The following is a 22,160-nucleotide window of genomic DNA, read 5'->3' on the forward strand; positions in this document are numbered from 1 at the left end:
TCTGAGACCGGCGCAGCAGCGCAGTATGGAAAACAATCAGGACTTCCCGTCCTTGCGGACCTGGAGATACCGGGTGCGCATCTCGCCCGCCATCTCCCGCAGGCACTCCATGAGCTCGGGGTTGAAGACCCCGCACTCCCCGTTCAAAATCATATCCACGGCCTTTTCGTGGGAGAAGGCCTTCTTATAGACCCGCTCGCTCACCAGCGCGTCATAGACGTCGGCCAGAGCCACCACTTGGGCCCAGATGCTGATCTCATCCCCGGCCAGACCGTCCGGATACCCGCGGCCGTTCCACCGCTCATGGTGGTGCCGGCAGATGTCGTAGGCGTAGTCGTACACCGGGTTGGAGCGGACCTGGGGCACACTGTCCAGCAGGATGCACCCCTGGGTGGTGTGGGTCTTCATGATGGCAAACTCCTCCGGTGTCAGCTTGCCCGGCTTATTGAGGATCTGATCCGGTATGGCGATCTTGCCCAGATCGTGCATGACCGCCGCGTCTCCGATCAGGCGCAGCTCCTCCTCGTCAAATTGATAGCGCTGGGGATAGCGCTCCATCATCCCGTGCAGCAGCAGCATGGTCAGCTCCCGGATGCGCAGGACGTGCTCCCCCGACTCCTGGTCCCGGAACTCGATGGCGGTGGCCAGGGTCTCCAGGATGGAGCTGTTGAGCGAGCGGATCTCCTCCGCCTGCTCCCGGAGCATCTCGTCCTGGGTGCGCACCAGATTGTTGAGCTGGATCACATTTCCGATGCGCCGCTTGATGAAGTAGGGGGTAATGGGCTTCTCGATGATATCCACCGCCCCCAGGTCATACCCCCGCTTGAGTACATTGGGATCGTTCTCCGCCGTGATGAGAAAGACCGGCAGCTGCTCCAGCAGTCCCCGCTTCCCCAGCTCCTCCAGAACCTGAAACCCGTCCATGACCGGCATGACCACATCCAGCAGCACGGCCGCCAGGCCGCTGGGATGCGCGTCGATGGCAGAGAGGGCCTCCGCACCGTTCTCCGCCTCCAGGATCTCAAATTCCTCTTCAAAGACCATATGGAGAATGGCGCGGTTGAGTTCCACGTCATCGACGATCAATATGGTCTGTCGTTCCTCCTGCATATCACGGCTTCCTCCTCGTTTTGGCTCAACTTTACAGCTTCTCCAGTGCGGACAGGATGGCCGCATGGTCCTCCCGCACCTGGGCGAAGAGGGCGGGGACGCCCTCTGTCTCACCCTTGCGCACCGCCGCCACAAGGGCGTCACTGTGCTCCTTCAGCCGCTCCAGGCCCAGATTGGCCGCGACTCCCTTCAGGGTGTGAGCGGCGTGCTCCACCCCCTGCATGTCCCCCTGCTCCACTGCGGCGCAGAGGGCCGCAAAGCTTCCGTCCTGGGGAAATTTCTTTAAAAACCGCACCAGCAGCGCCTCACTTCCGCCAAAGCGCGCCAGTGTTCCCGTCAAATCCAGGCCCAGTGTCTGTGCCATTGTGTTCAGATCCATCTCTGTTCCTCCCACGCTCTGTCGGGGTCTTCCTGTTTCCATGTCCTCCATACAGAGCCTTTTACACCTAGCATACCCTTTTTCCCCCGGACTGTCAACGTTTTTCCCTTCTCGCAGCGCTTTCCGTTACATTTTAAGCCCCGTTTCGCCGGAATCCGGCGAAACGGGGCCTTTCTTTGTAACTTTACAAACTTACATCTTGGATTTGATGTACTCGATGCGCTTCTGGCACTCGTCGATCAGGGCGATCTCGTCGATCTTGGTGGACTTCTTGTTGCGCACCACGATCTCGCCGTTGACCATGACGGTGTCCACGTCGTTGCCGTTGGCATTGTTCACCAGGGCGGACTCGGGATGGTGGACCGGGGCGATGTGGGGCTTCTTCCAGTCCACCAGGATGATGTCGGCCTTCATGCCCGGGACGATCTGACCCATCTGGCCGTCCATGCCCATGGCCACGGCGCCGTTGCGGGTGGCCATGGTGAGCACGTCCTTGTTGGAGATGATGTGGGCATTCAGGTTGTGGTTCTTGTGCATCAGGGCTGTGTACTTCAGGGTGCCCAGCATATCCTGGGCGTTGTTGCTGCCCGGCCCATCGGTACCCAGGGCCACGGGCAGACCCATCTTCAGCATCTCGGGCACCCGGGCCACACCGTCGGCCAGATATGCGTTGGCCACGGGGCAGTGGATGGGCTGGCAGCGGCGCTTCTCCAGAATCTCCATCTCGTGGTCGTCCAGCCAGATGGCGTGGGCCAGCTGGGTGTCCTCATCCAGGATGCCCAGGGAGTCGAAGAACTCCAGGTTGCGCATGCCGTCGTACATGGCGGCCGTCTTGGTCACCACGTCCTGGTCCTCCGCCGTGTGGACCTGGAACTTGACGCCCAGGTCCTTGGAGAGCTGCTTGCTCTTCTGGAACAGGTCGGGGGAGACGCCCCAGGGATTCAGGGGGCCTACGCTCAGGGAGAGGCGGCCATTCTCGGTGCCCGCCCACTGGCTGTGCAGGCGCTTGATGTCGTCCAGGATGCGGTCCTGGTCCTCTTCCCGGAACTTCTCATAGTAGACGATGTTGGCGAAGCACCGGCACATATTGCCGCGGATACCGGAGTCCCGCATGGCCTCAAAGATGTGGTCCCCGTTGTTCAGGGAGGTGAAGATATAGTGCTGGTCGATGCAGCTGGTGGCGCCCGTCTTCAGGTTCTCCAGACAGCCGATGAGGCCCGCGTAGTAGAAGTCCTCCTCAGTCATCAGCTCCGAGAAGGGCCACACCTGGGTGGACAGCCAGGGATAGAGCTCCAGGTCGTCGGCCAGGCCCCGCATGAAGGTCTGGAAGAGATGGGTGTGGGCGCTCACCATACCGGGCATCAGGATCTTGTCGGCCGCGTCGATGACCGAATCGGCCTCCAGGCTCAGCTGCGCCATGCGCATCGGGTCGGAGCCCACCTCGCTGATCTTATCCTCCACGACGTAGACGTATCCGTTGCGGATCATCTCAAAGTCGTCGTTCATCGTCACGATCCAGGGATTGCGGAAGAGGGTGTTCATACCGATCATTTCCTTTCCATTTGTTTCACTTCACGGCGTCGCTTATTTGCTCATGGAATGACCCAGGACAATGCGCTCCAGATTGGCAGGCAGTTCCCGAATCCGCTTTCCGCAGGCGTCGTCGATGGCATTGATGATGGCGGGGGCCACGTTGCAGGTGGCCGGCTCGCCCAGGCCCTTGGCCCCCAGGGGGCCGATCTCGCTGGGGATCTCCAGGGCGATGGCGTGGATCTGGTCCGGCACATCCAGCGCCGTGGGCACGATGTAGTTCTCCAGGTTCAGGTTCCGGATACGGCCCTCCTTGAGGTCCACCTCTTCGGTGAGGGCATAGCCGATGCCCATGGCCACGCCGCCCCGGATCTGTCCCTTGACTTCCTCCATATCCAGCGCATGGCCCACGTCGTGGACGGCAAAGTAGTCGTCCACCGACACGGCGCCCGTCTTCAGGTCCACCGTGACCTCGGCCGCCGCCGCGCCGTATACCCAGGACCAATAGGCATCGCCCACGCCGGTGCTCCGGTCGTAGTTGAAGGGAGGGGCGGCAAAGTAGCCCAGGGAGTTGAGGTGATCGGAGTTATTGAAGGCGTCCCCGATGACCTCCAGAAGGGCCACCGAGTTGGCCGGATTTTTGGCGTCGGTGATCTTCTCCTCGGCAAAGACCACATCCCGGGTGCCCAGGCGCTTCTCGGCGTAGCCGGTCAGCTTCTCCCGCACGCTGAGGCAGGCCTTCCACACCGCGCCGCCGGAGAACACGGTGCCGCGGGTGGCCACCGTGGGACCGGCATCGGTGAGGTAGCCGGTATCCACCGGGGTGACGTGGATCTTCTCCCGGGCCACGCCCAGGGTCTCATGGACCACGCTCACCAGCATGTTGGGGCCGCCCTGGCCCACCTCGGCGATGGAGGAGGCCACGGTGACGCTCCCGTCGGGCTGGAGGGCGATCATGCCGCTGGCGGTGTCAATGCCCTGACCGGCCGCGCCGAAGGACTCGCCCCGGTGCAGGAAGGCGATCCCCAGGCCCTTTTTCGTGCCGGTGTGGCTGGCATTGTAGGCGGCGATGCGCGCCCGCCGCTCCTGGATCTGAGCCGCTTTGTCCAGGGCCTCATAGCACTGGTCCAGGGTCACGTTGGTCATGTGCTGGCCGGTGGTGGAGGTGCATCCCTCATAGAGCATGTTCTTCTTGCGCAGCTCCACCGGGTCCATGTGCAGCTCCTTGGCGATCTCGTCCATGAGGGACTCGGAGCAGAAGTCCACCTGGGGCGAACCGAAGCCACGCAGGGCGTCGGAGTAGACGTTGTTGGTGTAGACGCTGGTGGAAATCGTGTCGATGTTGGGCACGATATAGGGACCCGCCGCCTCGATGGCCATGCGGGTGGTGACCGGGAAGGTCTTGCTCTTGTAGGCTCCGCCGTCCAGCACCAGCCGGACCTGCATGGCCTGGAGCTTGCCGTCGTCATTGAAGCCCACCTTGTAATGGGCGTGGATGGGATGGCGCTTGGTCCCCTCCATGATGGACTCCTCCCGGGTGAGCCACACCTTACAGGGCCGGCCCAGCAGGGTGCTCACCAGCGCCGCCCGGCTGGAGGCCATGGCGATGTCGTAGTTCTTGCCGCCGAAGGAGGCGCCGATGGTGGCCAGGATCACCCGCACCTGGGTGTAGGGCACGCCCAGGGTCTCGGCCACCGTCTTGCGGATGACAAAGGGGCTGTTGACCGGGCAGCGGACGATGACCTCGTTGGTCACCGGATCGGTGTAGGCCACGGCCGCCTCGGTCTCGATGCAGACATGCTGGACCCGGGAGGTCACATAGTCCCGCTCCAGGATGTGGTCGCAGTGCTGGAAGGCCTCCTCCACATCGCCCCGCTGGGTCTTCCAGCAGCAGATGGTGTTTCCGCCCTCGTGGATCAGAGGGGCGTCCTCATCCAGGGCGCGGAGGGGATCGAAGTTGGCGGGGAGCTCCTCATACTCCACCTGCACCAGGGCGGCGGCCTCCTCGGCCTGCTCCCGGGTCTCGGCGGCGATGAGGGCCACCGCGTCGCCGATATAGCGCACCCGGTCGCCGCAGATGACGGGCCGGTCACAGGGCTGGTTGGGGATGCCGGGGATGTCCTTGGCGGTGAACACCCGGAGCACGCCGGGGACCTGCTCGGCCCGGGCCGTGTCGATGGAGCGAATGCGCCCGCTGGCGATGGTGGAGCGCACGACCTTACAGAAGACCATACCCGGCATCTGGATATCATTGGCATAGATGGCCTTGCCGGTGACCTTGGCCAGGACATCCCTGCGGTTGTTGCTCATAAACGATCCCCCTTCTCAGTTCTCTTCCCAATCCCGGTAGGGAGAGCTGTAAATTTCCTTCCCCAGGGCGTCGCACACCGCGTTGAGCACCGCCGGATTGGAGGGCACCACGGCGGCCTCGCCGATGCTCTTGGCACCATAGGGGCCGTTGGGCTCATAGGCCTCAATGAAGTCCACCTGGATGCTGGGCATCTGGTCGGCGGTGAACATCTTGTACTTGCGGAAATTGTTGTACACGTTGCGGCCGTTCTCGTCATACTTGAGTCCCTCGCACAGGGCGTAGCCCAGGCCCATCTGGATGCCGCCGTGGAGCTGGCCCTCAATGCCCATGCGGTTGATGACCTTGCCCACGTCGTGGACGGCCACATAGTCGGTGACGGTCACCTTGCCCGTGGCCTTCTCCACCTTGACCCGGGCGAAGTGGGCGCCGTAGGCGGTGGGACCGTTGGGCATGGGATAGGTCTCGGAGCAGATGATCTCCCGCTTGGACTTATCCTGGGCATAGACCACCACGTCGCTGAGCGAGACCGTCTTGTCCGTGGCCTTGGAGTGGATTCCGCCGGGGACCAGCTCCAGGTCCTCCTCCTTCTCCTCCAGGAGAAGGGCGGCCTCCTTCACCAGCTCACGGCCCACCGACTCGGCGCACTTCTTGGCGGCGCTGGCCACCACGAAGATGCCGTGGCTGGAGTAGTCGCCCAGCTGCCAGGGACAGGCATCGGTATCGGCCTCCATGGTGGTGATGGACTCCAGGGGGATCTGGAGGGTGTTGGAGACCACCTGGGTCTGGGCCGTGACCGAGCCGTTGCCCATGTCGTGGGTACCGGTGAAGTAGGTGCAGGTCCCGTCCTCGTTCATCTTGAGCATGACGCAGGCCTGATCCCGGTGTGCGCCGAAGCAGCCGCAGCCGTGGGCGCCCACTGCCATGCCGACGCCGATGGAGTATTTTCCGTCCTCATCGGAGAGAGGCTTCCAGTTGGCCATCAGCTCCACGCCCCGACGGACGCAGTCCTTGGGATGGGGGTTGCCCAGCTTGAAGCCCATGGGATCGCTGTCCTCCGGGTTGACCAGATTCTTCATCTGGAAGTCCACCAGGGACATGCCCAGGGCTTTGGCGATCTTCTGGAACTGGCGCTGCTGGCCGAAGAAGGCCTGGGGAGAACCATAGCCGCGCATAGCGCCGGCGATGGGGGTGTTGGTGTACACCGGGATGCCGGTAAAGCGCATGTTGGGGATCTTGTAGACCTTGAATACCTTATGGCTCAGGGCGCCCAGCACGTTGAGGGCGCTGGTGGCATAGGCGCCGGTATTCGTGATGATGCGGATATCCTGGGCCACGATGGTGCCGTCGTTCTTCACGCCGGTCTTGAGGTAGACCACCGAGGCGTGGCGGGTACGGGTGGAGTCGATGCAGGCCTGACGGGAGTAGGTCACCTTCACCGGACGGCCGGCCTTCATGGAGAGGAGGGCGGCCACCGGCTCCAGGGTCATCTCCAGCTTGCCGCCGAAGGCGCCGCCGATGGCGGGGGTCACCACCCGGATGCGGCTCATGGGCAGCTTGAAGATGCGGTGGAGGGCGATGCGGTAACCGAAGGTATTCTGGCAGGAGGTGTAGACCGTCAGCTTGCCGGAATAGTCGTAGTCGGCGATGGACACATGGGGCTCAATGGCGCAGTGGTGCACCGCCTGCGTGGTATACCGGTCCTCAAAGATGCGGTCGGCCTGGGCAAAGCCCTGCTCCAGATCACCGGCGTTGTGGACCATAGTGGTGATGGCGTTCTTGTCGCCGTGGATGGGGTAGGCCCCCTCCTGCACGGCCTCCTCCGGGTCCAGATAGACCGGCAGGGGCTCATATTCCACCTTGATGAGTCCCACGGCCTTCTTGGCGATGGCCTGGGTATCGGCGGCTACCGCCGCCACACGGTCGCCCACAAAGCGGACCGTATCGTCAAAGACCCGCTCGGTGTCGGGGATCTGGTGCTCATAGAAGCGCACGGCGCTGTTGTACAGGGTATCGGGGGAATTCTTGTGGCACACCACGGCGCGCACGCCGGGCAGGGCCTCGGCCTCACTGGTATCAATGGACTTGATCTTGGCATGGGCCACCTTGCTGAACAGGACCTCGCCGTACAGCATCCCGTGGAGCTTCATGTCACCAACATACATCTTTCGGCCGGTCACCTTCAGCGCCGCGTCCCGAATGGGGGTACTCTCACCAATCCGGCTATAATCCTCCATATGTATTCATCTCCTCATCCGATTTACGGCCATCTGAGCTGCCCACGGCATCCTTTGACGTAGCCCGTACACGATTCACATAGCCTGGAGCCCGGTGCCGATGCCGCCGGTGCTCTCTGCACCGCCCGGTGGTTCCGACACTCAGGTATGCCCGGCGTACAGTAGCCGTTTTGTTTGCCTTGTGATTGAAAAATGCGTATAAAAAAGCAGGCGCTCCATCTTTTTTTGGATGGAGGCGCCTGCTTCCCTGTATTCTTCGTGCCAAACAAAGCTGCAGTTCCGCCTCCATCCAAACGGAGTGGTTCACATGCACGTCTTCATACACCCGCACCTTACCCTCACGGGCTCTCCCGGCGGCCAGGGTAGCAAGCACAATAGCTCTACCGCGCATAAGAGAGGGTCATACCTCGGTGTTCAGGTCACTTTGTCGGGACTTTGCGCTGCTCCTGGAAGCTTAGTGCTCCAGCAGCTTGGGGGACTGCTCCTTCACCAGGGCGTCGAACTCCTTGGAAGCGGCGGCCCGCTTGGCGTTCTCGGCGGACTGCTCCTCCACGAAGCTGGTGAGCGCGTGGGTGGGGCAGACGTCGGCGCACAGGCCGCAGGAGCGGCACAGGGTGCGGTCCAGCTTCATCTCGGGGAACTCCACCTTGCGGGCGTTGTAGCAGCAGACGGTCTCGCAGCGGCCGCACTTGGTGCACTTGCCGGGCTCGTAGTGGAAGCCCATGTCGGTGATGTTCTCGGTGCTGGGGAAGTTGGGCAGGGCCACGCCCATAGCCTCCTGAATGGAGGAGAAGCCCAGCTGAGCCAGACGGTCGGAGAGCTGATAGCACATCTTCTCCACATAGTCCAGGCCCTTCAGGATGCCCACGGAGCAGATGCCCACGGCGTTACAGCCGATCATCAGGTACTCGATGGCGTCGTCCGCCTTCATCACGCCGCCGGTGCCATACAGGTTCTTGTAGCCGGGGATGTTGCGGGTGATCTGGCTGTTGATGCGCATGGAGATGGGCTTGATGGGGGCGCCGGTCATCCAGCCGTAGCCGTCGTTGCTCATCATGACAGGGGCGCGCTTCTCCACATCGATCATCAGGGTGGGGCCGATGGAGTCGATGGCGCAGATGCCGTCGGCGCCGTGCTCATAGCACTTCTTGGCGGTAGCCGCCGCGTCGGGCCAGTTGCCGGAGAGCTTGCAGATCACGGGGATGTTCACGTGAGCCTTGGCGTAGTCCAGCATGGGCAGCAGGGTGTCCTCGGTGTAGGAGACCAGCTCGATGATGTGCGCGCCGGCCTTCTCCACGTCCTCCACGATGGCCTGAGCCTCCATGGGGGTGTGGCCCACGGAGCCGATGACGATGGCGCCCGCCTTGACGGCCTCGGGGATCTCCTTCTCATACCACTGGAAGCGGTCGGAGTCGGCCCACTTCTCGCAGTTCAGAATGGCCTCGTTGTTGATCTTGGCCATGTGGTGGGCGGGGTTGATGGCGGCGCCCAGGCGGATGGTCTTGGTGACCACAGCGCCCACGCCGGCCTGATAGGCACGGATCATGCCCTCGGAGCCATAGGTGAGGGGGCCGGAGCCTACGATAAAGGGACTCTGGAGGTCATAACCACAGAACTTGACGCCAATGGAGGCGCCTTTCACCTTTTCCTTATCAAACATCTATTTCTCCTCTTTTCTCCGTCAGATTAGCCTTTCTGATACTCTTTGGCCGCGTCCTCAAAGGCCTCCACCAGCTGCTGATATCCGGTGCAGCGGCACAGGTTGCCGGCAATGGCCATCTTGATCTCGTCGCGGGTGGGGTTGGGCTTCTTGTCCAGCAGCGCCTTGGCGCTCATCAGGAAGCCGGGGGTGCAGAATCCGCACTGGAGGGCGTGGTGGTCCAGCACAGCCTGCTGCACCGGGTCCAGCTTGCCGTTCTTGGCCAGACCCTCTACGGTGGTAACATGCTTGCCCTCCACCGAGGCGGCCAGGACGATACAGGAGTCCACGGCCTCCCCTTCCAGGATGACGGTGCAGGCACCGCACTCGCCCACGCCGCAGCCTTCCTTGGTGCCGGTGAGGCCGGCCACGTCGCGGATGACGTCCAGCAGGCGGGCGTTCTCGTCGATCTCCAGGGAGACCGGCTCCTCATTGAGGATAAAATTCAAAGTGATCTTCTTCATATCCATTTACCCCCTCAGTCCTCGGGCAGCCCGGCGGCACGGCACAGCGCGCGCTGGATGAGGGCCTCGATGACAGGCTTCTTGTACTCGGTGGACCAGCGGATGCCGGTACGGGCGATCATCTCCTCGGAGACGGCCTTGCCGGCCTCCTCGAAGAGAGCGGCGGAGGGAGCCTTGCCCACGATGAGGGCCTCGGCCTTCTCCACCCGGTCGGGGGTGGAGAACACACAGCCGGGAGCGATGCGGGCGGCGGCGATGACGCCGTTTTCCATCTTCAGAGCCACGGCGGCGTTCATACGGGAGATGGCCAGAGCCTTGCGGCGGCCCAGCTTGATGAACGCGGTGGAGTAGTCGTCGATCCGGTCGATGAGAATGCTGGTGACCATCTCATGGGGAGCCAGCTTGAGCTTGCCGGCCTTCTCCATGGCGTCCTTCACCATCACTTCCCGCTCCCCGTCCACGCTGACCACCACCAGGCGGGCGTTCAGCGCCACAAAGGGAGAGAGGGTGTCGGCCGCGGGGGAGGCGTTGCAGATGTTGCCGCCCACGGTGCCCTTGTTGCGGATCTGGGTGGAACCCACGGTGGAAGAGGCGATGGAGAGGAAGGGCACATGCTTGCGCAGGACCTCCGACTCGTTGACCTCGGTGTGGCTGGTCATGGCGCCGATGCGGATGGAGTCCTCCCGGACCTCGATGCCGCGCAGCTCGGGCAGCGCCTGCACATCCATCAGGTATTCCACGTCCTTCAGGCGGGAGGAACCCTCCCGCAGCTGCACCATCAGATCGGTGCCGCCGGCGTAAGGCTTAACCTTCTCGCCGTATTCCTTCAGATAGCCCAGAGCTTCCTTCAGGGTCTGGGGCTTCAGATAACTCAGCTTCTGCATGGTATCCCCCTTATCTCAGCTTCTTGCCCAGCAGCACCCGCTCCAGGTTGGCGGGATTCTCACGGATGCGCTTTCCGGTGGCGTTGTAGATGGCGTTGGCGATGGCGGCGCCCACCACCTCGGTGGCCGGCTCGCCGATGCTCTTGGCGCCAAAGGTGCCGCGGGGGTCGTCGCACTCGAAGATGTTCACGTCCATCTCGGGCATATCGGCCGCGGTGGGCACGATGTAGTTCTCAAAGTTCTGGTTGCGGACCTTGCCGTTGCTCACTTCCACTTCCTCGGTGGTGGCGTAGCCCTGGCCCATCAGGATGCCGCCGTAGATCTGGCCCATGACCAGAGCGGGGTTGACGGCGGTGCCCACGTCGTGGCTGGCGGTGACCTTCTGCACGTCCACGTAGCCGGTCTCCATATCCACTTCGATCTCAGCCACCACGCAGCCGTAGGCGTAGTTGGGGAAGGCGACGCCCTGTCCGGTGTGGTGATCCTGGATGCAGGCGGGGGGCATATACCACTCATAGGCGGCCATCTGGCGGCCGGTCCACAGAGAGGCGTTGCACACGTCCTTGAAGGCGACCTTCACGTCGGGCTTCTCAGTGGTGTGGAAGAAGCCGTCCTCCAGCACGATCTGCTCGATGCTCTTCACGTTCTCCTGGTCCTTGAAGAAGCCCAGAGCCAGGGCATTGGCGCGCATGATCTCGTTGAGCTTGTAGCCCACCTTGCGGGTGGACTGGGAGCCCATCACGGTGCCGCGGGAGGCCACGGTCATGCCGGAGTCGGCGATGGCCTGGGTGTCGGTGCCGTAGAAGCGGATGGCCTCGTAGGGCACGCCGATGGCCTCGGCAGCGATCTGGGCAAAGGCGGTCTTCAGGCCCTGGCCGTTCTCGGCAAGGCCGGTGTTGATGAGCACGGTGCCGTCCTCATTGGCGATAGCCATGGCGCCGGAGGCGTCGGGAGACTCGGCGCCCAGGCCGCAGCCGCGGTGGCCGATGGCAATGCCGATGCCCTTGCGCTTCTTGGTGGAGGTCTGGTGCTTATACTCCTCGTGCTTGCGCTGGTAGTCGGTCTTCTCTGCGGTGTAGTCCATGACTTCCTGCATGTTCACGTGGTCCAGCACGGTGCCGGTGGCATTGGTGGTGCCGTCCTTGAGGCAGTTGATGCGGCGGAACTCCAGGGGGTCCATGCCCAGCTCCTCGGCGATCTCCTCAATGAGCTGCTCCTGGCCCCAGATCAGCTGGGGAGAGCTGTAACCGCGCATGGCGCCGCCGTGGATGTTGTTGGTGAACACGCCGTAAGTATCAGTCTTGACGTTGGGGATGGTGTAGGCGCCGCAGCTGTGGATGCTGGCGCGGGAGTTCATGAACTGGGTCTGGTTGTTGTAGGCGCCGCAGTTGTCGATCTGGGTGCCCTCCCAGGCCACGATATGTCCGTCCTTCTTCACGCCCACCTTGTAGCGCAGCAGGAAGGGATGGCGCTTGGCGCTCTCCAGGAAGGACTCCTCCCGGGAGAAGGTCATCTTGACGGGGCGGCCCACCAGGCGGCACAGATAGGCGCAGCGGGCGGCCAGCATGCCGACGCCCTCCTCCTTACCGCCGAAGCTTCCGCCCAGGGTCTCCTGGAACACGCGCACGTCGTGCATGCCCACACCCAGGATGTCGGCCACATAGCGGCGGGTAAAGAAGGGGTTCTGGCTGGAGGAGTGGACGGTCATCACGCCGTCAGCGGGATTCTGGATGCAGACCACGGCCTCGGGCTCGATGTAGGAGTGCTCGATGTACTGGGTCTCGTACTCCCGCTCGATGATGAGGTCGGCCTCGGCAAAGCCCTTCTCCACATCGCCCTTGCGGATGGGGTAGATGGAGTCGGTAAAGACGTTGTCGGGATACTGCTCATGCACCGCGGGGGCGCCGGGCTTGATGGCGTCGCGGATGGTGTAGACGCCGGGCAGATCCTCATACTCCACCTCGATGGCCTTGAGGGCCTCGTCCACCAGGGCCTTGGTCTCGGCACACACGATGGCCACCACGTCGCCGGCATATTTGACCTCTTTGGTCAGGTACATGTAGGGGGCGTTGCCCGCGCAGCTCTTGGGCTTGGGCATATCGTCCGCCGTCACCACGGCCAGCACGCCGGGAATGGCCTTGGCCTTCTCGGTGTCGATCCGGGTCACCTTGGCGTGGGAGCGGCCGCTGCGCAGGCAGCCGCCGTACACCATATCGACAAATTTCAGGTCCGCGGCGTAGTGCGCGCGTCCGGTCACCTTGTCGATACCGTCGATGCGCGGGACCGAGTGGTTGACAATTTTATAATTCTTCTTCAGCTCGCCTAACAGGGGCATGAAATCACCTTCCTCTTGCATGGAAATCCCATCCGGAACGGGACCTTTTCTCCGGTGTTAAAGGTACAGTCGGGTCGAAAAAGTCCGGATTACTTGAACTTCCAGAACTCCGCACAGGCCTGCCGCATGTCGGCGCGGGCCTTCTCAACGTCCAGCGTCGTGATAACGCCGTCCTTCTTGAGCTGCTTTCCGCCGACAAAGACGTTTTTCACGTCGGCGGGGTTCCGGTACAGGATCAGTTGGTCGTAAATATTCTTTTCGTTGATGGGCGTGGGCGTATCGTTCATGCTGACCGTGATCACGTCCGCCAGCATTCCCGGGGCAATACACCCCGTATTTTCCATGCCGAGGGCTTTGGCCCCCATATCCGTGGCCATCTGGTAGACCTGCCGGGCGCCCATCGCCTGTGGGTCCTGCCGATGTGCCTTGTGGATAAGAAATGCGCCGCGCATAACCTCGAAGAAATTATTGATGTAGCCGTCGGTGCCAATCCCAACCTTGACCCCGGCATCCAGGAGCTCGGTGACCGGTGCGACTCCGCCGCCCACCTCGCAGTTGGACAGGGGCATGGTCACGGCACTGGCGCCGCTGCGGCCCAGGATGTCGATCTCCTCCTGGTTGACCTGTACGACCTGGGAGGCCAGGACATCGCTGTCCAGACAGCCCAGCTCATCATAGATGCACACGGGCTGCTTGCCGTAGTGCTCCTGGGTCCAGTTGGGTTCAAACACGCTCTCAGAGAGGTGCATATGGAATTTGGAGCCCAGCTCCTTTGCCATGGCGCGGGCCTTCTGCACATATTCCTTGGAGCAGGTAAAGAGGGTATGGATGCTCATCGCGCCCTTTACCAGAGGATCGTCGGCGTGATTCCGGATGAAATCCGCGTTCTCCTTCAGTCCAATCTCTGCATTCTCGCTGCTCATCCGCTCGCAGGCCTCGAAGGTGAGGATGCCGCGCAGACCGGCCTCACGGATGACCTGAGCCTCCCGCTCCAGCGCGCCCGGAATGGCATTGGGCGCCTCCAGAATATCAAAGAAGGTGGTCACGCCGCTGTCGATCATCTCGACACTGGCCCAGCGGGTGGTGATCTCCGCCAGCTCCGGAGTGATCCGGTTCTCGATGTAGGGCCACCAGAAGTCGTCCAGGAAGCTGGAGAACTCGGTCACCACCGCATCGGTGCTGATGCCGCGGGAGAATACATTATACATATGGTTGTGCCCGTTGATGAAACCGGGCAGGATGACCTGGTCGGTAGCCTCGATCACCGTATCCTGCGCCTGAGCGCTCAGGGTCTCGTTGGGCCCCACTTCTGCAATGAGACCGTCCCTGAGCTTGACGCCCCATCCGGTCTTGAGACCTTCCTTCAGGAGCACTGCTCCGCCACGGATGATAGTTGCCGCTTCCATACATACACCCTTCCCGGCAGTCCCGGCGCCGAAACGTGTTCCGTTCTCTGGTAAACTCTCTGGTTTTCCCCAGACCGGTGAAAAAATGGCGACACATCTTGTCGCATGTGCCGCCATGTTTCGTTTCAGCGCACAGGCGCCTGTTTTTGAGTTCCTGCATCGCAGGGGAATGTTCCCCCCGCCCGCCGGCGCTGGGCCGGCGGGCGGAATGGGTCAATTGTGATTTGCCGAGGCTTAGCGGCGGCTGGCCACGTTGCCCATGGTCAGAGCCATCAGAGCCTTGATGGTGTGCATGCGGTTCTCGGCCTCGTCGTAGATGACGGACTGAGCGCTGTCGGCGACCTCGTCGGTGACCTCGATGCCGCGGTCAGCGGGCATGCAGTGCATGTAGATAGCGGTGTTCTTGGCCAGGCTCATGCGGCGGCTGTCGACGCACCAACCGGGATTGGCGTTGATCATCTCGACGCCGGTCTTCTCGTCGTCGCCCACGGCCATGATGGGGCCCCAGCCCTTGGCGTAGACCACGTCGGCGCCCTCGCAGGCAGCGTCCATGTCGTTGCAGACCTCGAACTTGGAGCCGTAGAACTCAGCGTTCTTGCGGGCGGTCTCCATGGCCTCGGGCATCAGCTCGAAGTCCTTGTTGGGCACAGCCAGGGTCACGTCCATGCCGAAGCGGGGCATCAGGGTGATCAGGGACTGAGCCATGGACAGGGGACGCATGTAGTTGCCGGCGGAGGTCCAGGAGATGACGAACTTGCGGCCCTTCAGCTCATTGTGGAACTTCTCCTTGATGGTGAACAGGTCGGCAATGGACTGAGTGGGGTGCCACAGGTCGCACTGCATGTTGTAGATGGGAATCTTGGAGTACTTAGCCAGCTTCTGCATGTAAGCATGGCCGCCCACCAGAGTGTTGCGCACGCCGATGCCGTGGCCCATGCGGGAGAGAACCTCGATGGTGTCCTGGGGGGTCTCGCCGTGGTCGATCTGAGTGGCCTTGGGGGTCAGGTAGTTGCCGTGGCCGCCCAGCTGGGTGATGCCGCACTCGAAAGCGTTACGGGTACGGGTGGACTCCTCGAAGAACAGCATGAACAGAGACTTGTTCTTCAGCAGCTCATCATACTTGTGGGTGTCCAGCAGGTTGTCCATCTTCAGAGCGGACGCCACGTCCATGAGGGTCTCCAGCTCCTCGTTCGTCCAATCCTGCTCACAGAGAAAATGCTTACCTTTGAGACCTGTCTGCATGATAAAAACCTCCCAAAAAATTTTTTCAAAAGTCTCTATATCTCTAGAATACTTTATGGTATAATCATACCAGCATCTCTCGAAAAAATCAAGGAGGAATTCACATGATTACAAAAAAAGAAGCGCTGGAAAAAATCAAGGAGTACGTGGCCTCTCAGGAAGAGGAAGTCATTCAGTTCCTGAAGGACTTCATCGCCATCGAGAGCGTCACCTACAACGAGGGAAAGGCCGTTGAATTTCTCGCCAATAAGATGAAGGAGTTCGGCTTCGACGAGGTCCGCATCGACAAGGTCGGCAACGTGGTTGGCCGCGTTGGCTCCGGCAAGACCGTCCTCCTCTACGATGCCCACATCGACACCGTGGAGCTGGGCGAGCCCGCCGACTGGGGCGGCATGAACCCCCTGGAGGCCCAGATGGAGGAGGGCAAGGTCCTCCGCGGCCGCGGCGCCGTGGACGACAAGGGCTGCCTGACCGGCATCACCTTCGCCGGCAAGGCCCTCAAGGCCCTGGGTCTGGATCAGGACTTCACCCTGTGGGTGTCCGGCTCCCTGTCCGAGGAGGACGTGGAGGGCTCCTGCGTGAAGGCCATGACCGAGGAGAACCCCGACATTAAGCCCGACTTCGTGCTGGTGGCCGAGGCCTCCGAGGGCCGCGTGATCCGTGGTCACAAGGGCCGCGCCCTCATCAAGATCACCGTTCCCGGCAAGTGCGCCCACGCCTCCACCGCTTGGCGCGGCGACAACGCCCTGATCAAGGCTCTGCCCATCATGGAGCGCGTGGACAAGTTCCAGGACTTCGTGGAGGATCCCTTCCTGGGTAAGGGCTCCATCGAGGTGACCAAGGTCGACTGTAAGACCCCCTCCCTGAACACCATCCCCGGTGAGGCCGTCATCACCTGCGACCGCCGCATCTCCTGCGGTGAGTCCATCGATGACCTGCTGGCCGAGGTCTCCCAGTTCTATAAGGATATCCCCGGCGTCACCGCTGCCATCGACACCGAGAAGGTCCAGACCTACACCGGCTATGACATCACCTGCGTGGACTACTTCCCCTCCTGGGTGCTGCCCGAGGATCATCCCCTGATCCAGTCCGGCGTGGATGCCTACACTGAGCTGTGGGGCGAGAAGCCCGTGGTCGGCTCCTGGGAGTTCTGCACCAACGCCACCCACCTGTGCGGCCGCATGGGCGTGCCCGCCATCGGCTACGGCCCCGGCGACGGCTCCCTGTGCCACTCCACTCAGGACAAGATGCCCATCGATGAGCTGATGAAGGCCATTTCCTTCTACGCTTCCCTGCCCCTGTTCGTTCCCAAGAAGGGCTAATTTACATCCCCTGTCCGGGGGGGCGCGGTCCAAGCGGCCGCGCCCCCCGGCTTTTTGCTGTGCAGAAGCACGGCATGAAGTTTCTTTCTCTTGCCGGCCGGTATCCTTTCTTTTATAATAGAGTGAACTTTGACCGGGCGCTCCGGCCGCCGGATCGGGAGGTAATGCCATGCTCACACCTGTCCTGGACCCAAATGCTTCTCAGCCCCTGTATGAACAGATCTACCGCCATATCCGCCGGGAGATCGAAGGGGGCGCTCTCCGCCCCGGGGAGCGCCTCCCCTCCAAGCGCGCCCTGGCCGCCCACCTGAAGGTGGGGGTCATCACGGTGGAAAACGCCTATGAACAGCTGCTGGCCGAGGGCTACGTGTACACCCAGGCCAAGCGGGGCTTCTTTGTCCAGTCCCAGGAGACCGAGCGTCCCCTTTCCCCGGCCGCTCCCTCTGCCCCCGCCCTGCCCGCGCCTGCGGAGGTGTCCCCTCTTCCCTATGACTTTTCCACCAACGCCGTGGACACGGAGCACTTCCCCTTCTCCACCTGGGCCCGTCTGATGCGGGAGGTCCTCAGCGAGGAGGACAGCGCCCTCCTCTCCTCCCCCCACCCCCAGGGCGTGCCGGCGCTGCGCGCGGCCATCGTGCGCTACCTCCATGACTTCCGGGGCATCGACGTCCACCCGGACCAGATCGTGGTGGGGGCCGGCGCGGAATATCTCACCACCCTGCTCTTCCAGCTTCTGGGCCGGGGCGGCGGATGGGCGGTGGAGGACCCCGGCTACCGGAAGGTCCAGCGCATCCTCTCCCACACCGGCGCACTGGTCTGCCCCATTCCGCTGGATCGGGAGGGCCTGCGCACCGACGCCCTGCGCTGGTCGGGCGCCCGGGTGGTCCATGTCACCCCCTCCCACCATTTTCCCCTGGGCACCGTTATGTCCATGCCCCGGCGGGAGGCCCTCCTCCGCTGGGCCGGAGAGCAGCCCGACCGGTATATCATCGAGGACGACTACGACAGCGAATTCCGCTTTGACGGCCGCCCCGTCCCCGCCCTCCAGAGCCTGGACAAGAATGAGCGGGTCATCTACCTCAACACCTTTGCCAAGAGTTTGGCCCCCTCTCTCCGCATCGGATATATGGTCCTTCCGCCCCATCTGATCCGGCGCTATCGGGAGGAATTCCGGCTCTACTCCTCCACGGTCCCCTCCTTTGAACAGTACACCCTGGCCCGTTTTCTGGAGCGGGGCCACTTCGAGCGCCACATCCGCCGCATGCGGACCATCTACTGCCAGCGCCGGGATGCCCTGCTGGCGGCGGCGGAGGGGGCCGGGCTCCTGGCGTGGGGCTCCTTCGCCGGCATGGAGGCTGGTCTCCACCTGCTCTTTCGGGTGTCCTCCCCCGTTCCGGAGGGAGCTCTGGTAGAGGCCGCGGCGGAGGCCGGGGTGGGGGTCTCCCCGCTCAGCGCCTACTCCATCACGCCCCCGGATACACCCGGTCCCGTCCTGGTCCTGGGCTATGGACGGCTGGACCCCGCCGACATGGTCCCCGCCATGGAGCAGCTGGCCGCGGCCTGGCAGCCCTTCTTTTCTCCCGGCAGTCCCTCCGGGCGCCGCACCTCTTCGCCCTCCCTCCCATAGTATGGTGCAGGCGGGGCCTTCCCGCCGTACTCTGATATGGGGGAATCTCGTTATGTGCTGCTATCGAAACAACGCGCTTCGTTCCTGTTCCCGCTGCTCCTGCTGCTCGGGCTGCTGTGGCTGCTCCTACGGCGGCGGCTCCGCCCGTTCCAATGGCTGCGGCTGCTCCAGCTCCACCAGCTCGGCCTCCTGCTCCGGCTGGAACCGCAGTTCCGGCTCCGGCTGCGCCTCTTCCTACTGGGTGTCGGTCCCCTCGTTCCTCTGCGGCAGCGGATGCGCCCAGGCCGAGGAAGCCCGCAGCTGTGGGTGGGCCCTGGCCGAGGCGGCCCGCAGCTGCGGATGGGAGCTGGCAGAGGAAATCCGAAACTGCTGTGACTGATCCTGGTCTTGATCCACCGATATGCCGTCCTCACGGACGGCATACTTACCCCATATCAAAGAGAGAGCGCCGCAGGGATTCCTCCCTGCGGCGCTCCTATTATTTATGATACGCCGCCCTTCCCGCTCTCCATGGCGGCCTCCAGCTTTTTGAGGGCCTTCTTTTCGATGCGGGATACATAGGAGCGGCTGATGCCGCACTGCGCGGCCACCTCCCGCTGGGTCAGGGGATGGCTGCGGGCCAGTCCATAGCGCATCCGGATGACCATTGCCTCCCGCTCGTCCAGGCACTGCTCCACGCAGGCGCGGACCTTTGCGCAGGCATCCCGGGTGTCCAGCTCCTCCAGCATATTGTCATCCACCCGGATGGTGTCCAAAATGGAGAGGGAATTGCTGTCGCCGTCCCCATCCAGCGTGTCCGACAGGGAGACCTCCCCCTGCAGCTTGCGCTGGGAGCGAAAATACATCAGGATCTCATTTGCTATCCTCTCCTGACGGCTCCGCAAGCCCTCCTTCCGCCGCTCCTTCAAGATTTTCCTCTGCTTTACTGCCTGCGACTTGTTTCCCTATGCCCACCGGCGTCTTGGGAAACTCGTATTCATACTCCGAGCCAAACAGCACCACATGGGCGTCCCTCCCATCCCAAATGATCTCCTTGACAAAGGTACGGATGGCTGCCCGTTTCTGCTCCACCGTCATTTTGTCCACGGTGTCCTTGAATGTGGACAGCATCTGCGCCAACAGATCAAACTCAATGTCCGCAAGGGCATGGCTGGAGGTCAACTCTTTCAACTCTGCCAAATGCCGTTTCAAGCCCTCGCCTTTCTTGTGCAGTTCATCGATCTGCTGCATGATGTAACTTTCAGCAGAGGTGCCAGAAGACTTTCCCAGGGCAGAGACAAGGCACTTGATTTCCTCCTCGTTTGCAGCGATCTCAGTTTCTAATTTGGAAATCTCCTCGTCATAGCTTTGCCGGTTGCCCAGCAGCGCCCGCTTGCTCTGCTCCAGCTGCCGGATAAAATCGGAGCCGTCTTCGCTTAAATGCTTCAGCTGCTCTATAATATCGGCATCTAACATGTTGCCGTTGCAATTTTTCATATTGCAGACATGGCCCCGACTGCGCTCCTTCATGGAGCAGAGGTAGGTATAAATAAACTCGCCCTTTGTATTCCGGCGCTTGGACAGTTTGGGGCGCATATACTCGCCGCAGTTGCCGCAGACAAGCAGGCCGGAGAGCAAGGCCACATTGCTGCGGGGCTTGCGGTAGCTTTTGGATTTGTTCCGCTCCAAAATCGTCTGTACCTTGACCCATGCCTTCCCCTCGATGACGCCCTGGTGCTTGCCCACCGACACGATCCACTCCTCCATTGGCTTGATCTGGTGGGCTCTACCCGGCTGCTGTAAGGTGCGGTTATAGGCCATGATGCCGTGGACACCATCAAAGTCGCTTTGCTCCGCAAAGAGGTCGACATGACTTTTCGTCAGGTAGTCATAAGCAAATTCATCGGCAATCAGATAAACCGGATTGGACAAAATCCCCTTGACGGCAAAGCGGGTAAACTGTTTGCCGTTTTTTGTTGTATAGCCATTCTGCAGCAGATATGTCTCCGTCTTTGTCAGCGAGCCGGTTTCCAGAAACTTGTCGTAGATCAACTTGACGATGCCGATCTCCTCCGGGAGAATCTTCAGCTTGCAGGCCCTCTTGGTCTTGCCGTCGATGGTCACATGGGAGACACTCTCCGACTCATAGCCGGTGGGGGTGTTACCGCCCAGCCAGCGCCCTGTTTTGGACAGCTCATGCATATTGTCGCGGATGCGCTCGGCAATGGTTTCCCGTTCCAGCTGGGAAAAAACCGAGGAAATATACATCATGGCCCGCCCCATAGGGGAGGAAGTGTCAAACTGCTCCTTGATGGAGATGAAGTCGATCTTCATCTTGTTCAACTGCTCGATCAGTTTGGCAAAATCGCCGATGTTGCGGCTGATTCGGTCCAGGCGGTAGACAACGATGGCACGGAAACTTTTTTCTTTTGCATCGGCCATCATTTTTTTGAATTGGGGACGCTCCAGCGTGCCACCAGAGAAGCCCTCATCCTCATATACCAGGGCCTGCTCTGCGGCATCGTCTCCGAACTGCAGCCGGATATATTGCCTGCACATTTCAATCTGGTTTTCGATGCTCTCCCCTTTACCGGTGAATTTAGATTTTCGGGAGTAGATTACGATTGGACGCACAGCGGCCATAAAATCACCGTCCTGTCATACGATATGTGTATGTAGTTAATATATCACATTGTCCTCTTTTGGTAAATACGAGAGCAAAGCTTTCGGCGGTTTATCTGTGCAGGCATTAGCAAAGATTACTCTGACATCTCAAACGCATCCTACTATGCCCCCGGTGTGTTGCACCGGGGGGCTTATTTTTTGGAATAGTCTTGCATTTCAATTAAGTTTCGCTATAATACAAATAAAGACTATTTTTTAATTTTGTATTTTATATGGGGAGGTGACGGTTTGTGGCAAGAAAGGCATATTCCGATGAGGAACGGACACGGGTAAAGGAGGCCCTGATGACCACTATGATCCAGTGTATTGTGGATCGGGGTCTGATCCACAGCAGTATTGATGTACTGTGCAAAAAGGTTGGCATCTCCAAGACTTTCTTCTACAGTTTTTTCTCATCCAAGGAGGAATTGGTATCCCATGCTCTGCGATACCAGCAGCCCAGACTGCTGGACTATGCCCGTCAGCTGATGGAGGACCCGGCACTCAGTTGGCGGGCAGGGGTGGAGACCTTCCTGAAAAACTGTTGCTACGGAGCCAAAAGCGGAGTTGCGGTTTTGTCCATTGAGGAGGAGCAGCAGGTGCGCCTCTGCCTTTCCGAGGAGAATTTTCAGGCCTTTCGACAGGACCAGGTCAGTTTTTATGGGAAACTGCTCTCCATCTTTGGCCTCCCTGTGGACAGTATTGATCCCCGGCTGTTTGGCAATCTGGCCCTCAGCATGATGATGGTGCACAAGGCCATTCCGGACACTATGCCCTTCCTGTTTCCAGAAGTGGCGGAGGACATGGTGGAGTTCCAGGTCAGGGCTCTGGTGGACGAGATGGAGCGGGTAAAAGAGGATGTGCGGCAGGTGAAAGCGGATGGCTAGAGATGAGTACCCATGTCCAAGCGGACGGGAAAGACAGCAGAATATCGTCAGACACAGAGCCTTGGGATACAGGTCTTGGTTCTGTGC

Annotated in this window: 17 protein-coding genes; 4 read left to right on the forward strand and 13 right to left on the reverse strand. The window is 61.3% G+C overall.

Annotation, left to right across the window (positions count from 1 at the left end; all coding sequences use genetic code 11):
* Positions 1-36: 36 nt before the first annotated feature.
* The 11 genes from H8S34_RS06415 to H8S34_RS06465 form a co-directional block, all read right to left on the reverse strand.
* A complete protein-coding gene (locus H8S34_RS06415) occupies positions 37-1,110 on the reverse strand; it encodes an HD-GYP domain-containing protein (protein WP_186963360.1) in 1,074 nt (357 codons plus the stop codon).
* A gap of 31 nt (positions 1,111-1,141) precedes the next feature.
* The gene (locus H8S34_RS06420) at positions 1,142-1,489 is read right to left on the reverse strand and encodes an Hpt domain-containing protein (protein ID WP_180956752.1); all 348 of its coding nucleotides are present in this window, start codon (positions 1,487-1,489) and stop codon (positions 1,142-1,144) included.
* A 192-nt stretch (positions 1,490-1,681) separates the two neighbouring features.
* Positions 1,682-3,040 carry an amidohydrolase family protein gene (locus tag H8S34_RS06425; protein WP_101691907.1) on the reverse strand — a complete coding sequence of 453 codons (1,359 nt, stop codon included), beginning with the start codon at positions 3,038-3,040 and terminating at the stop codon, positions 1,682-1,684.
* Between the two features lie 33 nt (positions 3,041-3,073).
* Entirely contained in the window at positions 3,074-5,329 is a 2,256-nt protein-coding gene (locus H8S34_RS06430; protein ID WP_186963361.1) for a xanthine dehydrogenase family protein molybdopterin-binding subunit, read from the reverse strand.
* 15 nt (positions 5,330-5,344) lie between these two features.
* Positions 5,345-7,564: a xanthine dehydrogenase family protein molybdopterin-binding subunit gene (locus H8S34_RS06435; protein WP_186963362.1), complete on the reverse strand. Its 2,220-nt coding sequence runs from the start codon at positions 7,562-7,564 to the stop codon at positions 5,345-5,347.
* 454 nt (positions 7,565-8,018) lie between these two features.
* A complete protein-coding gene (locus H8S34_RS06440; RefSeq protein WP_101691904.1) occupies positions 8,019-9,224 on the reverse strand; it encodes a 4Fe-4S binding protein in 1,206 nt (401 codons plus the stop codon).
* Between the two features lie 26 nt (positions 9,225-9,250).
* Positions 9,251-9,727 (reverse strand): (2Fe-2S)-binding protein, encoded by a 477-nt coding sequence (locus H8S34_RS06445; protein WP_101691903.1) that lies wholly within the window; start codon positions 9,725-9,727, stop codon positions 9,251-9,253.
* A gap of 14 nt (positions 9,728-9,741) precedes the next feature.
* The gene (locus H8S34_RS06450) at positions 9,742-10,611 is read right to left on the reverse strand and encodes an FAD binding domain-containing protein (RefSeq protein WP_186963363.1); all 870 of its coding nucleotides are present in this window, start codon (positions 10,609-10,611) and stop codon (positions 9,742-9,744) included.
* 10 nt (positions 10,612-10,621) lie between these two features.
* On the reverse strand, positions 10,622-12,946 hold the full coding sequence (locus H8S34_RS06455) for a xanthine dehydrogenase family protein molybdopterin-binding subunit (protein WP_101691901.1): 2,325 nt from the start codon (positions 12,944-12,946) through the stop codon (positions 10,622-10,624).
* A gap of 89 nt (positions 12,947-13,035) precedes the next feature.
* On the reverse strand, positions 13,036-14,352 hold the full coding sequence (locus H8S34_RS06460; protein WP_101691900.1) for an amidohydrolase family protein: 1,317 nt from the start codon (positions 14,350-14,352) through the stop codon (positions 13,036-13,038).
* Between the two features lie 234 nt (positions 14,353-14,586).
* On the reverse strand, positions 14,587-15,594 hold the full coding sequence (locus H8S34_RS06465; RefSeq protein WP_101691899.1) for an ornithine carbamoyltransferase: 1,008 nt from the start codon (positions 15,592-15,594) through the stop codon (positions 14,587-14,589).
* A gap of 104 nt (positions 15,595-15,698) precedes the next feature.
* On the opposite strand from H8S34_RS06465, the gene H8S34_RS06470 reads away from it, so the two are divergent.
* From H8S34_RS06470 to H8S34_RS06480, 3 genes are all read left to right on the forward strand, one after another.
* A complete protein-coding gene (locus H8S34_RS06470; RefSeq protein ID WP_101691898.1) occupies positions 15,699-16,916 on the forward strand; it encodes a YgeY family selenium metabolism-linked hydrolase in 1,218 nt (405 codons plus the stop codon).
* A gap of 169 nt (positions 16,917-17,085) precedes the next feature.
* Positions 17,086-18,543 (forward strand): MocR-like pyridoxine biosynthesis transcription factor PdxR, encoded by a 1,458-nt coding sequence (gene pdxR, locus H8S34_RS06475; RefSeq protein ID WP_186963364.1) that lies wholly within the window; start codon positions 17,086-17,088, stop codon positions 18,541-18,543.
* Between the two features lie 52 nt (positions 18,544-18,595).
* Positions 18,596-18,922 (forward strand): hypothetical protein, encoded by a 327-nt coding sequence (locus H8S34_RS06480; RefSeq protein ID WP_186963365.1) that lies wholly within the window; start codon positions 18,596-18,598, stop codon positions 18,920-18,922.
* A gap of 103 nt (positions 18,923-19,025) precedes the next feature.
* On the opposite strand, the gene H8S34_RS06485 is transcribed toward H8S34_RS06480, so the two are convergent.
* The gene (locus H8S34_RS06485; RefSeq protein ID WP_101691896.1) at positions 19,026-19,388 is read right to left on the reverse strand and encodes a sigma-70 family RNA polymerase sigma factor; all 363 of its coding nucleotides are present in this window, start codon (positions 19,386-19,388) and stop codon (positions 19,026-19,028) included.
* 7 nt (positions 19,389-19,395) lie between these two features.
* Entirely contained in the window at positions 19,396-21,156 is a 1,761-nt protein-coding gene (locus H8S34_RS06490) for a recombinase family protein (protein ID WP_366485721.1), read from the reverse strand.
* A gap of 281 nt (positions 21,157-21,437) precedes the next feature.
* On the opposite strand from H8S34_RS06490, the gene H8S34_RS06495 reads away from it, so the two are divergent.
* On the forward strand, positions 21,438-22,073 hold the full coding sequence (locus H8S34_RS06495) for a TetR/AcrR family transcriptional regulator (protein ID WP_186963367.1): 636 nt from the start codon (positions 21,438-21,440) through the stop codon (positions 22,071-22,073).
* The last annotated feature ends 87 nt before the right edge of the window (positions 22,074-22,160 follow it).

The organism is Pseudoflavonifractor hominis (assembly GCF_014288125.1).
GTDB classification, from domain to species: Bacteria; Bacillota; Clostridia; order Oscillospirales; family Oscillospiraceae; genus Pseudoflavonifractor_A; species Pseudoflavonifractor_A gallinarum.